Annotated in this window: 6 protein-coding genes and 4 pseudogenes; 4 read left to right on the top strand and 6 right to left on the bottom strand. The window is 55.1% G+C overall.

Going from position 1 to position 12,311, the window contains the following annotated elements; genetic code table 11:
* Window positions 1-181 precede the first annotated feature (181 nt).
* The 5 genes and pseudogenes from ISN39_RS35560 to ISN39_RS35545 form a co-directional block, all read right to left on the bottom strand.
* Window positions 182-1,555, bottom strand: a pseudogene (locus ISN39_RS35560) (ISKra4 family transposase); the annotation flags it as partial.
* 189 nt (window positions 1,556-1,744) lie between these two features.
* Window positions 1,745-2,068 carry a type II toxin-antitoxin system PemK/MazF family toxin gene (locus tag ISN39_RS35555; protein WP_194732557.1) on the bottom strand — a complete coding sequence of 108 codons (324 nt, stop codon included), beginning with the start codon at window positions 2,066-2,068 and terminating at the stop codon, window positions 1,745-1,747.
* Window positions 2,065-2,289: an antitoxin MazE family protein gene (locus tag ISN39_RS35550; RefSeq protein ID WP_194732556.1), complete on the bottom strand. Its 225-nt coding sequence runs from the start codon at window positions 2,287-2,289 to the stop codon at window positions 2,065-2,067. The genes ISN39_RS35555 and ISN39_RS35550 overlap by 4 nt, the downstream gene beginning before the upstream one ends.
* 191 nt (window positions 2,290-2,480) lie before the next feature.
* Window positions 2,481-2,780, bottom strand: a pseudogene (locus ISN39_RS37525) (carbon-nitrogen hydrolase family protein); the annotation flags it as partial.
* A 55-nt stretch (window positions 2,781-2,835) separates the two neighbouring features.
* Window positions 2,836-3,817: pseudogene (locus tag ISN39_RS35545) on the bottom strand (IS5 family transposase).
* A 31-nt stretch (window positions 3,818-3,848) separates the two neighbouring features.
* Here ISN39_RS35545 and ISN39_RS35540 point away from each other — a divergent pair.
* The 3 genes and pseudogenes from ISN39_RS35540 (at window position 3,849) to ISN39_RS35530 (ending at window position 6,272) form a co-directional block, all read left to right on the top strand.
* A complete protein-coding gene (locus ISN39_RS35540; protein ID WP_246763630.1) occupies window positions 3,849-4,565 on the top strand; it encodes an IS630 family transposase in 717 nt (238 codons plus the stop codon).
* 209 nt (window positions 4,566-4,774) lie between these two features.
* Window positions 4,775-5,528 (top strand): annotated as a pseudogene (locus tag ISN39_RS35535) (NodA family N-acyltransferase).
* 18 nt (window positions 5,529-5,546) lie between these two features.
* Complete coding sequence (locus ISN39_RS35530) at window positions 5,547-6,272, top strand: response regulator (protein ID WP_281438360.1); 726 nt, start codon at window positions 5,547-5,549, stop codon at window positions 6,270-6,272.
* Between the two features lie 97 nt (window positions 6,273-6,369).
* On the opposite strand, the gene virD4 is transcribed toward ISN39_RS35530, so the two are convergent.
* Window positions 6,370-8,067, bottom strand: coding sequence for a type IV secretion system ATPase VirD4 (gene virD4, locus ISN39_RS35525; protein ID WP_194732645.1), 1,698 nt, complete (start codon window positions 8,065-8,067; stop codon window positions 6,370-6,372).
* A gap of 1,498 nt (window positions 8,068-9,565) precedes the next feature.
* Here virD4 and ISN39_RS35520 point away from each other — a divergent pair.
* Window positions 9,566-12,076 (top strand): two-component system VirA-like sensor kinase, encoded by a 2,511-nt coding sequence (locus ISN39_RS35520; protein ID WP_281438364.1) that lies wholly within the window; start codon window positions 9,566-9,568, stop codon window positions 12,074-12,076.
* Window positions 12,077-12,311 lie beyond the last annotated feature (235 nt).

The raw sequence follows: 12,311 nt of genomic DNA, 5'->3' as shown, positions 1-12,311 counted from the left end.
GTTCCGGAAGAAGCTGACGCGAGGTCAGCTGCGCACCTTTCTTGCTAGCCATCCGCCAAAGATCGTGGCGATGAAGGCCGAGACCGGTAACTTCTCTGGGGTCAGGCGGCTCGGAGAAAGGGGGGGGTTTGGGTTTGAACAATGGAGGCACGTTCGGTTCTGGCTGCCGGAAGTGTGCCCGCAATCGATCACGAAGCTCGCCGTTCAGGTCTGCCGTTCGGACTTGCATCAGCATGTGAGCGCCGTGGATGGACCAGCGCATCTGTTGCTTCTTCACCATCCGCTTGCCAACCAGCGAGTTCACGGCTGACTCGGCCAAGGTCGTAGCGACACGAAGGCCGGAGCGATAGCGTTTTCCATAGTTGACGAGTGCACCTCGGTTCGAACGGATGTAAGTCAGGAGTTGCCCGCCGAGGCTGTAGAGCCGCGCGATCGAGAACTCGCCTTCCCCCTGCGCTTGCTGCAAGCCGGCAACAATCCGCTCAAGGTCGTGGATCGCGCGGTCGATGCGCCCATGCCAGAGCCGCCACTTCACGGCTCTGATGTCCCTGTCGATGGTCGGAAGCGCTTCGAAGGGGCTCGATTGGGATCGCACGATGTGGTTGACGATCTGCTGCATGGGCTGAATCTTCATGGCGATGTGGAACCAGTCGATGATATGGGCTGTCGGCTCCGGCATGGCGCGAGGCAGCCGCTTCAGAATTTCGGCGCCGTCCGAGATCACGGTGAAGTCGCCAAAACCGCACTATCCCTCCTTCTGAAGCGCGTGCAGCGCTCGGTCTCGAAGAGCGGTCTGGTTGGTACTGCCGGTCGTGAAATATCGGCCACCTGGTTCGCCCCGGCCACCGCGACCACACCGGGCCACAACGAGCTCGAAGTTGCGCGCCGAATTGCGATCGACGCTGCGAACATGGGCGGTATCGATGCTGACGACGAACTCTTTGCGCCGGTCGCCGGGAAGCTGCATTTCCATCTGGCGTCGCTCATCCGTTTGCGACCTCGCGTGCTGCTCTTCACTTGCGATCTGATCGTCGAGCCGCTCGCCGATCTTGATGGTGCGCTTGCGTACAGTCGCATGCGTTTCGGTTGGTTCAATCGGCAGAAACTCGGCAAGCACCTTCGCAGCCTGCCGGTATGGCATCATGCTCCCCAGGCGCGCCGTCAGCTCCATCAATTCCGGTGTCGCCCGATCGGGGCAGATTCCTTCAAGGGCGCGAAGGCAGCGACCATGCCGGGATAGCACTTCTCGCAGAGCATCCAGCGGGATTACGTACCTTCACAGCGCCGAAAACAGTTCGGACCTTTCGTGTCGTATAGTCCTTGACTGATCGGAGAGTGTGGCAGTCCGGGCAAACGCGGCGAAAGAGAGAATAAGTTTCCGCCTCATGGCTGACGACAGCACTTTTGCCGCCATGATCTTCTTGCCATCGTCGATGGACAAGCCAATATCGCCGTCGAACAGGCGCTCCCAGCTCTTGTCGACGCGGATCTCCTTTCGGCAGGTGTCGCCAAATTCGTTCCTGCCCACGATTGTGATCGTCCATTCTAATGCCATCGCTTCCTTTCCAAGCAAAGCGACTCTGATGGCCTGTCTCAGCCTAAAAACCCGTGTACAACCCCGGAAAAATTACCGGTTTCGGAAACGGTGCGGAGGATGTAATATCTGCTGATGTGGTCGCTTCTTGGCGCACTACAGACGAGTTTTCGCAAATTTCCTGAATTTCGCACATAGTGAAAGACGATCTCAGGCCAGGCCGAGGAAAACGGCCAGCGAACGGGTGATGGAAAGCATGGTTCCGTCATCGAGCCGCCCGAAGGACGGGCCGAGCTTGTCGCGCTTCACCGACATGGCCGTGTCGATCATCACTTGCGACGGCTTGCGTAGCCCGTTCTCGGGCGTCGGGCGCACTGTAGGCCGGATCAAAGGGGCGTCCACTAACGTCCCCGACACCAGCAGCACCGTCACCGTGCCGGTGTCCTCGAACTGATCGGCCTGGATGATGAGGGCGGGGCGGGGCTTCCCGAAGTCCCCCGGCATGGCGACGGTAACGAGATCGCCACGCCTCACGCGTCGGCCTCGTCATCCAGATCAGCAAGGGCGGCATCCATGAAGGCGTCCAGATCGCGGTCAGCGGCATCAGCCGCAGCGACGGCCCGTGACTGGCGGCGGCACTCGTCGGCAAAGCCCGGGAGACGCGTATCCGGAACCCATATCTGCACCGGGCGCAATCCAGCAGCCCGTAGCGCGTCCCGGCGCTTCTGGACTCTTTGGGTGACAGGCGTTGGCATGGTGGAATCTCCGCTCAATCTGTTACATGTAACAAATAGGCGAAGGACGGTGAACCGTCAAGCCGAGTGTCGCAAAAGTCGGTCGCTAAAGGTTACTTTTTGCATCTGACTTTTGCGACAGAATTTCCCCTGAAAAATCAGGGCAGCTGATTTTGTCGACGCCGAAGAGGCCCCCTGACGATGGAGATGATTCAGAATAGGTTTTTGCCCTCGCTCCGCGGATCACCGTTTACCTGATGAGGCGTGTAAAGATCGGTTCGGGCCCGCCGCCGCCATGACCTTGCAATGCTTTCTGGATCAATTTTGATGTCAGTGACAGCAATACCCGGCATACCGCTGTCAGAGCATCGCGCTGCCCACTGCCCATCTGGGGCAGCAATTCCCGAGGGAGTTGCCGTGCTTTGCGGTGCGTGAGCTGAATAGCTGACCCAATTAGCGTTACTCGCAGCATGCCCCAGCGCCTCTCCGGCAAATGCAGAAGCAGCGGAGGGAGGCGTTGGTGCGCGGATATGAAATCGAACGCATTTCGGCCTTTGATGTTGTCGGTTATGCCTGCCTGACTTGACGCCGGACAGACTCCGGGCGTCCACATGCCAGCATGCGGTTGAGAACGATGCAACCGATGGCGACCTCTGTCTGCTGGGTGGCGAACGAACGAGCCCGCAAACGTCGCCCGATCAGCCCCTTGTATCGCCCGATGGCGGTTTCGATCAGTGCACGCTTGCCGTAGCCGGTGGCCGCCTGCCATTGCAGCCGACCGTCTTTTGCGATCGCCGCTATGTGCTTGTCTCTTTGATCAGGTGGCCCTGTATCACCATTGCTTTCCACCGCCGTCGAACGCGGTGGAATGACGACGTTCGCGGTTGCGCTGTGCTGCAGGACCGTCTGATAGGTTGGCTTGCCATCATAGGCTCCGTCGGCTGTGAACTGGTCAATCTCGCCGTCGATCTGGCTGAGCAACGGCTCCACCTGGGAAGGATCATCCGTGCCCTGATCGGTCAGCCTATGGGCAATGATCTCGCCACTATTGGCATCCACTGCCAGATGGAATTTGCGCCAGTTGCGGCGTGATCTGGCGCCATGTTTCTCCTCAAGCCATTGCCCGGCGCCGTACACCTTTAACCCCGTGCTGTCGACCAGCACATGCAGCGGGCCGTCCGGCAGAGGCGGGTTTCGTTGGGCCGGCAGCTTCCACGTTTGTGCCCGACGGCTCAGCGTCGTATGATCGGGGACGGGTATATCAAGTCCCATAAGATCGAACACGAATTCATGAGCCCTTCGGTCTGGCGCAGCCGCATTCCGAACACACAGCCCAGGGTCAGGGCCGTTTCGATGGCAAGATCGGAATACCGGGGTTGACCACCTCGCGTTTTCGCTGTGGTGCATGCCATCCGGCCAATGCTTCCGGCGTCATCCACAGTGTAAGACTGCCACGCCGACGCAGGCCTGCCTCGTACTCCGGCCAATTCGTCACCCTGAATTTCATCTTTGCGATGTGATGACGATCGGCGTTGTGTTTGTACGGCATGGCACTCGGATCAAGCTGATTGCGATCCTGTTTGCCTATCGCCGAACCGTTCAGAAACTATTCATGCACCAAAGCCGTAATTGTGCATCGCTCGAGCGTCGGCCGCATGTTGCACCGGCTCGGGTTAAGCCACAAAAAAAGCCTGATGGCAAGCGAGCAGCTTCGTCCGGAAATCGCTCGGGCGAGAAGTCTATGGATCGAAAGACGCAAGCCGTTTTTTGATAAGGCTTTGGCACGCCTCACTTTTATCGATGAGACGTCGACGAACACAAAGCTGACAAAACGCTCCGGTTGGTCGTTACGGGGTCACCGTTACCGCAGTCATGCGCCTTTCGGATCCTGGAAGACGCAGACGTTTATCGCTGGCCTCCGATCGCATTCCATGGTGGCGCCATGGATTGTCAACGCACCAATGAATGCCGAGATATTCGAGACTTGGATCGAAACGCAACTTGTCCCAACTCTATCAAAGGGCGACATCGTCATTGCCGATAATGTCCGTTTCCACAAAAGCCAAAAGGCCGAAAAACTCATCAGACAAACCGGTGCCAGGCTGCTGTTCCTACCGGCCTATTCGCCCGACTTGAACCCAATCGAAATGGCCTTCTCGAAACTCAAGTCGCTCCTACGAAAGAAAGCCGCAAGGAGCTTCGACGCAATATCGAATGCCCTCAGCGACATCTGCGCATTGTTCTCCGTTGAGGAATGTCGAAACTACTTCAAGGCCGCAGGGTATGAGGCGATTTAGATGCGACAAGCTTTAGTCGGTGTTTCAGCCGCGTAGGGCAAAGCTACTGCGGCTACAAAAGATTTGGATCAAAGCCCATGAAGGCACCCTATGTTCATGGCATGGATGCCAGTGATCCAAATAATCAATTTTACCGATGTCGCTTGGTACCCTTAGAAGACGCTGAATTTTGATTCCAATCAAGCATCAGGTGGCAAGACTTGCGATCGGTGCAGGAGGAAGCACATGCGCTGCGGTGGAAACTATGCTGGGAAAATCAGCTGTAGCTCTCGGATCACACCGAGCTCGCTGAGTTCTTTCGAAAGATATATGGTCCGACTGGAGGCTTTAATGCAAAACAATTTGAAGGGAGTCGAAGTTGGGCCGGAGCGGGGGCTGAGCTTCGTCTAATCGCTTACAACTCGCGCGGCGTAGCGGCTCCTGTGGGCCTGTTGCGCCGTTTCATTAAATTTGGCGTGGTTGAGTTAATGGTGGGCGAACAGGGACTGTGGGGTCCGTCCAGACCTTAAAGGTCTCCGGTTACCCATTCGCTGCCCAACAGGGGGTATTCAGTGCTGCAGCAGCTTGGCATTCCATTCGTATTCGGCACCATTCGGCACGCGCTGCACAAGTACATTGAAAGGCTCTGCAGACACGGTGTGGCGACAATTGTGGCGGGGGTTCGAGGTGGTCCAACCTTTCAGACGTGTACCTGCCCCCACGCGCATCGAAGACGTACTCGTCGTGGTATTTCAAATTGGACGCGCGATGAGCGAGTGGCCGGCCGACACACTGATCGATCGGAAAGGTCCGAGCTATGAAACATCCTCATATGCGAAGCCCCGAGTCGTCACGCGACAGATCGTCTTCATCTCGGCGAATGTAAGCGCGGCAGGAGACGGCGAGTGGGTTTGGGAGTGGCGAAGCTGTGGCGTACAGATCTTGTTCATCTGCCCTCCGAGAGGTTTTTGCCAGCCTGGTTGAAAAATGAAAGGAGAGCCATTGAAACACGTTCTTGTCATCGATGACGATGTCGCTATGCGGCACCTCATTGTCGAATATCTAACGATACATGCCTTTAAGGTAACCGCAGTAAGCGATAGTAGGCAGCTCAATCGCGTGCTCTCGTGTGCGCCGGTCGATCTCGTGGTTGTTGATCTTAATCTGGGTCGCGAAGATGGTCTGGAAATCATCCGCAATTTGGCGACGAAATCGGATATTCCAATCATTACCATCAGCGGCGATCGTCTTGAGGAGGCCGAAAAAGTCGTTGCACTGGAGCTCGGGGCAACTGATTTCGTTTCCAAGCCTTTTGGAATGCGCGAATTCTTGGCCCGCATTCGAGTAGCATTGCGCCAGCGGCCCATCAATCCACGGGCAAAAGATCGACGTTCGTTTTATTTTGCTGGTTGGAAGCTCAATCTTAATCAACGCCGATTGATCTTTGAACAGAGCGGCGAGGTCAAGCTTACCGCAGGTGAGTTCAATCTACTAGTCGCCTTTCTGGAAAAACCACGCGACGTTTTATCTAGAGAGCGGCTTTTGCTTGCAAGCCGAGTGCGTGGAGAAGAGGTGCATGACCGAAGTGTTGATGTCCTCATCTTGCGCTTGCGCCGAAAGCTTGAGCCGGATCCGGCCAACCCTCGTCTGATTAAAACATCCCGGGGTGCAGGTTATTTCTTCGACGCTGATGTGGATACCGACTACGGGGGCACATTGGCCGCCTGATCGGTAGTCCATGCGAGGGTCGGCGGCTCGGCCTGTTGTTCGCGAGCTGCCGCCGGTCTAGTGCGGTTCCCCGAAATGGGCGTGTCGGCAGCGGTCGTTAAGCTTGGAAATTTGCGCCGACTCCCTCCTCGGTGATTATCAAGCGTGCGGGCTCCGGAAGTCCTCCTGTCTGGTTTTCAAAGATGCGCTTCAGTGCGCGATCGGAGTAATATCGAACCTTTCGCAGTTGCAATGGTGGCTGGCCCTTAATGAGGACAATCTGGCATTTGTCATCGAGCAGACGGACCTGTTCGGGCCGCAGTAGAGGTGCTCCTTGATTTGAACTCTGAATATTGCGATCGAACATTCGCCCTTGGGTATGGGAAGTGGAGCGCGCTTGAAACGTATATTCACCGATCGCTTTCGAAATATAATTCGGTGTCTCGTCATCCGCCGTGGCCATGAAGACTTGCACGCCAGTATTGCTGAGAAAGTTTTGTTTACCGGCCTCGTCGTATGTTCCCGACAATGCCGAGAGGCTTTGGATAATGAACATAAAGCGGCCCTTGTAGCCCGCGATGGTCGTGATTGCCGTTTCAACCGCCTCCAGCTTGCCCAAGTGCTTGAATTCATCGAGCAGGAATAGCACCTCGTGCTTCTCATCCTTGCCAGGCAGCGAGCGTTGTAGAATTGAAACGACCTGCTGAAAGAGTAGGCGCATCAGAGGCGCGACAACCTCAAGATCGTTTGGGCTAACGCAAAGATAAACGCAAGTTCTCCGGCGACGCAAATCATAGATTGAGAAATCTGATCGGCTTGTCGCCGCTTTAACCAGGGGGTCCGCCCATAAGTTGAGCCCGCCATCGCCCAGCACAGAAGTATAGGAGGTTAGAATTTTTGTATCGTTGCCCGCCATGTCGTCGAAGATCCGCTGAGCCTCTTTGTTCTGGGTCTCCTCCGCGAGGCGCGCAAAGAGCCTATATTTCTCGCCCGGTTGAGCAAAGAGGTCGTAAACGGCCCCGATTGTTGGCGTGCCGCGCTCGATGCAGGCAAGAATGCCGGCGACAAAAAGATCTCGAGCGCCGTTGATGAAACCTTCCGCGCTCTGTCCCTTGGTCGTAATGAGGTTCGCCGCCAAACGGCGCGCCTCGGTGAACTGCCGCTCTGGAGGCAATGCTATGATATCCAACAGAGGATTATAGCAACTCGTCCGCCGTTCTGGATCTAGCGGTGCGAATTTCAACACACTGTCGCCATCGGCTTTGCGTGCCCTAGAGGTGAGTTCAAAAAGCTCACCCTTAACGTCGAGAGCTATCACTGAGCCCTTGAACGTAAGTAGCGTTGGAATGACAATTCCCACGCCTTTTCCCGCGCGGGTTGGCGCAACGATAAGGCTGTGAGGCTGCTCGCCATTGGTCAGGTAATAGTCGGACCAAAAAGGGCCACTCGTCTTTCCAAATACTGGACCCCTGATGCGACTGTACCGCTGCAGATACCCTGCGCGGCGCATTTCATCCACGCCAGCCCAGCGCGCCGTGCCGTGATGCTCGCGATTGCCTTCGGAAAGCATCTGCTGAATCAGCAGAACGATTCCCGATGTTGAGACGACGACAGCTAAGCCGTGATAGAAGGCTAGGGTTGTATAGCCCAAATAGAAAGGCGTCTCGTACCAAAAAGCGAGGATGTCAAACGCCATCAAAGCTTCACCGCTAATTCCGTGACGGAATGTTGCGTACAGACTTGCCGCACAAAAACCTGCAGCCAGTGAACACAGGATGCTCAAAGCGATGCTTGAGGGCGTAGTTTTGTTTGAAATCGTAGTTTTGCTTGAAATCGTCGTCCACCGTATAATTCGAGCGGCTGCAAGATGCTGCGACACTCCGACCGGAGGTCGCTACTTTATGGCGCCGACGCCCTCGTGAAGAGCGGAAGATTCGGACCTGCCCGATATGCAAATATCCGCCAACCATCGATAAGACTGTAAGCACTGAAGGTATTGGAATCAAGGTGGAAGAATGAAATTCTGTTGCAACGTCAATCAATTAGAAACCGTTTTGTAACGTGCGCTATTGCTAGCTACTTGTCCGAACATAGCGGGAGATTTATGCCGCCCTTCACGAATCGCAGGACCGGCAAAGGAAAACGTGGCCTGTCGGGGCCTAAACGGCGTCATTGAGCTCAGGGCTCCGATTAAGAGTCAGCCAAATTGATAAAGCTCTGCTGATCTATCGGTAATGGGCCTCCCGGAAGGCTGCCGTCGGCGAAGCGGAAGTGCGGCATCAACGTACCCTTGGGCCATAGGATTGCGAAACACCGTTCGTCTGTCACACTCGCGTCGCTTGTTCTTCGGCGCAAACTATATACCTAAAGTGGCGGCAACGGCGTATGTGGCGACGGGGACCCTCAGTAGGACTACAAATGTAACGCTATATCGATTTAGCAGATCAAGCTTCGATGGTAGCCTCATCGGGCAGTCGAGATTACTTCGGAGTCCTACTAATGGATCACGATAGCAAACGGATACGCACACCTGAAAGTTCATCCCGCAATGGCGGGAGGGCGGCCGAGGTACGAAGTTACCTCTCTGATCTCCCAGATAGGCCACTGACCAATATTGCAGAACGCTTAGTAACTGATAGCCCGCGCGAAACAGCACGCAATTTTGGGAACTTAACCTTGCAGTTGCAACTAGCTTGGTTGCGAGGGACTTTGGCAAGTTTGATAGCGAAGAAAAAAATCGCCTTGTTAATCGCCTCATCGAAATGCTGGAGGCTCCTGATGTCCACGGGCGCATGTGTTCGCACAAAAATAGACTTCAGTCCGTCAGATGATAGGCCAGCCAATGCAATCGTTGGAGAGGCGTCGATGGCTGGTCGAGTCACGCAGTCCATCAGCGAAGCCTGCGATGGCGCCCGAGCGGAGCTAATGGCGTCCTTCAGAAGCAGAGAGCCCTCCGACTGTGGGCGTCAAGCTTCAATGGCGAGGGGTCAAGTAATCAGCGTTTGTTGGATATCGGACATCTCTAGCCGATCCAAGCGAAAATGCCTGGATTTGACAGCGGAGGCGCTGATGCACAGCAACGTCGCCGCGATATGCCCCAGATATACATAAAGCGATGAACTTATGTCTATGAGCGGTGCCTTCGAGATCCCCAAAAAGACAAACAACCTTCCTCGCCTATGCGTCCCGGACGTCGCGTTGCGATGCATATCGATTGCAGTGGCGAATAGGCGTAGTGACGCTACTGAACGGGGAGGGGCGTGGTGTTTCAGGTTCAGCACCTACCATGCATCCATCAGCGCGAAACGGAGCTAATGTTCAGATCGCGATGCTCAGGAAGGCGGGCGAACGCGGATGATTCGTCGCTGTCTCCTTGGGAGAAGAAACTCAGCACCAAGATAGTTCTAGTGTTGGTGTTCACGACTGTGTTGTTGACAGTGCTGGCAAGCAGGTGCGGGCAGGACAACCAGACTAATCAGGTAATACTAAGTGAATTGCGAAGAATTCAGACCAATAGTGCATTAGTGCAGCGCGATGTGCTTCGCGCTCGCGCCGGCATGCTACGGGACTACAGCCCTGTTGCAGAAAAGTTACGGGCAGTGCAGAAGAGCCTGATTGACCTACAGGAGTTGTTTGAAAAGGCGACTCACGAGAATGCCAGTGATCTCTCTCGACTGCTAACTCGGGTAAAGCTGTCGGTCGAAAGGACAGATGCTATCGTCGGCAACTTGAGCGCACAGAACGCGCGCTTGCAAAATGCTCTCTCAAGTTTCGATCATTTTGTGAGCTTGCTTCCGGGATCACCGTCGAGAAGGTTCGAACTCGGCGATTTGATTCTGCAGTTTTTGCTTCGTCCGAGTTCGAACCTTGCGTCACAGATCGATAAAAAACTCGACCGGCTTCAATCGACGGGGGATGAGAGTGAAGCCATTGAATATGTTGTACGCGATGGTCGGGTCATCCTGTCTTTGTTGCCGCAGGTGAACGAAGCCGTAAATAGCATTGCGTCATCCGACACTATTGCTGAAGCCGCGAAACTGGAGCGCGAATATTTAAATCGCCACAGCTTGATCAATCTGAGCGAGCAATGGGCAAGAATGTTTCTGATCTTAGTTTCAATATGCCTTTGCTTTTGTATAGTCGTTCTCCTGTCAAGGTTGCATCTGCACACGAATCGGTTGGTAAGGCGCTTGCAGTTTGAAGCGGCGATGAAGGAGATTGGGGCTTGCTTCAGAGATTGTGAAGCAACAAAGATGTCGCTAACTTCCTCAACCCAAGCCGCACTTCGAGTCGTTCAACGCTTTTTCAATGCTGATCAGTGCACGCTGGCACTGGTCGAAGTGAATGCCGGGAGGGCGGCTGGGTGCTTCGCCGCAAACAATCCTGGGTCTAACTGGAACGATGGGTTGCTGCTTGAAATTGTCTCGCTTGTCCAGGCGGGGGAGCAACTGCCACTGTTTGGCATCGTTCCCGAGCAAAAAGTTCGCGGCGTTGCGGAGGGGACTTCTGGTCTTTCTCAGTTGCTTGTCTTCAAGGCCTCCGATCAGCTAATCGCCGTTTGTTGCCTTGCCTATGAGCAAGACCGTCCACGGCTCTCTTCCACTGAGGTTCAACTTCTTGAGTGCGCGACTGGTCGTGTCTGCGATTACATCGATCTTCGACGTAGGCAGATGGAACATAGCCTTCTGGAGAGGCGGTTGGAGCATGCGGAACGGCTGAAGGCCGTCGGCACACTTGCAGGTGGCATGGCGCATGAATTCAACAACCTTTTAGGGGCAATCCTCGGCTATGCCGAGATGGCCCACAGTCTTCTGCACCGCCTCTCGAGAACACGAGGTTACATCGGCCAAATCATCACTGCAGGCGATCGAGCAAGGCTGATCATTGATCAGATCTTGGCACTGAGCCGAAACCAAAAACGTATGACCAAGCCCTTCAACATCTCCGAGGTGACAATGGATTTGGCTCCGTTGCTGCGCGTTACGCTTCGTGCGGACGTAGAGCTGAATTTCAAAATTGACGAAAGGCAAACGGTAATCGAAGGAAGCCCATTGGAAATACAGCAGATCCTGATGAATCTCTGCAAGAATGCCTCGGAGGCTTTCACGAATGGAGGCCGCGTTGAGGTCAGCGTCTCTCGCATTTATGTCTCCCAATCGAAGACACTTGCTACTGGCACTTTACCACCCGGGGACTATGTCCTCCTTTCTGTCGGCGATAACGGCAAAGGTATTGCTGAAGCCGTACTACCGAATATTTTTGAGCCCTTTTTCACCACGCGCTCTTGCAGGGGCGGGACGGGGCTCGGTCTCGCTGCAGTTCACGGGTATGTGAAAGCGCATGCAGGATACATTGACGTCGTCTCAACCGTTGGGCGCGGTACGCGCTTCGACATTTATCTACCGCCTTCTTCAAAGGAGCCGGTGAGTGCGGACAGCTTTTTTGGGCCCTGTGAAATACCACATGGTAACGGAGAGATCGTCGCAGTAGTAGAGCCCGATCGAGGGACGCTGGGGATGTATGAGGACAAGATTGCCGCATTAGGCTATGAGCCAGTTGGCTTCAAGACATTCGACAATCTTTTCGATTGGATGTTTAGGGGGAAAGCAGTCGATCTTATTGTGGCGGATCATTTGTCTTTTCACGAGCGACGGCGCGCCGAAGCCATACATGCAGCTTTTAAAACAGTGCCCGTCATCATCATTGGTGGAGCTAACCTTAACATGCCACCTGCGGCTGATGACCGGGCCTCCGCGATTGCCCTGGCTAAGCCAGTCTCATCCAGGACCATGGCATGTGCAATTCGTACGATGATCAGGACGTGAGGCTGCCGTCGTGCACAAGGAAGACGTACTGAGATTAAGGAAAGCGGAAGCGGGAGGGATGGCCGGTTCTAGACCGTGTTTTTTTGCACAGCAACTGCAATGACGACGACTAGTCTACGCCAGCATCATCAGCGCCTGCGACGGAACTGGACGACGCTATCACCGGAAGAAGGTCGGCGAACCCGTTGCAGAACAGTCCCGGCCGGTGCGAGATGGTTTTGGATGCGCGGGGCAT

Source organism: Rhizobium sp. 007 (assembly GCF_015353075.1).
In the GTDB taxonomy this organism is placed as follows: domain Bacteria; phylum Pseudomonadota; class Alphaproteobacteria; order Rhizobiales; family Rhizobiaceae; genus Rhizobium.
This window is presented reverse-complemented; position numbering and strand designations above follow the sequence as displayed.

Coding starts and splice junctions, on each gene's coding strand:
- ISN39_RS35550 (WP_194732556.1), bottom strand. CDS start 2,289: ATGCCAACGCCTGTCACCCAAAGAGTCCAGAAGCGCCGGGACGCGCTA.
- ISN39_RS35520 (WP_281438364.1), top strand. CDS start 9,566: ATGTTCAGATCGCGATGCTCAGGAAGGCGGGCGAACGCGGATGATTCG.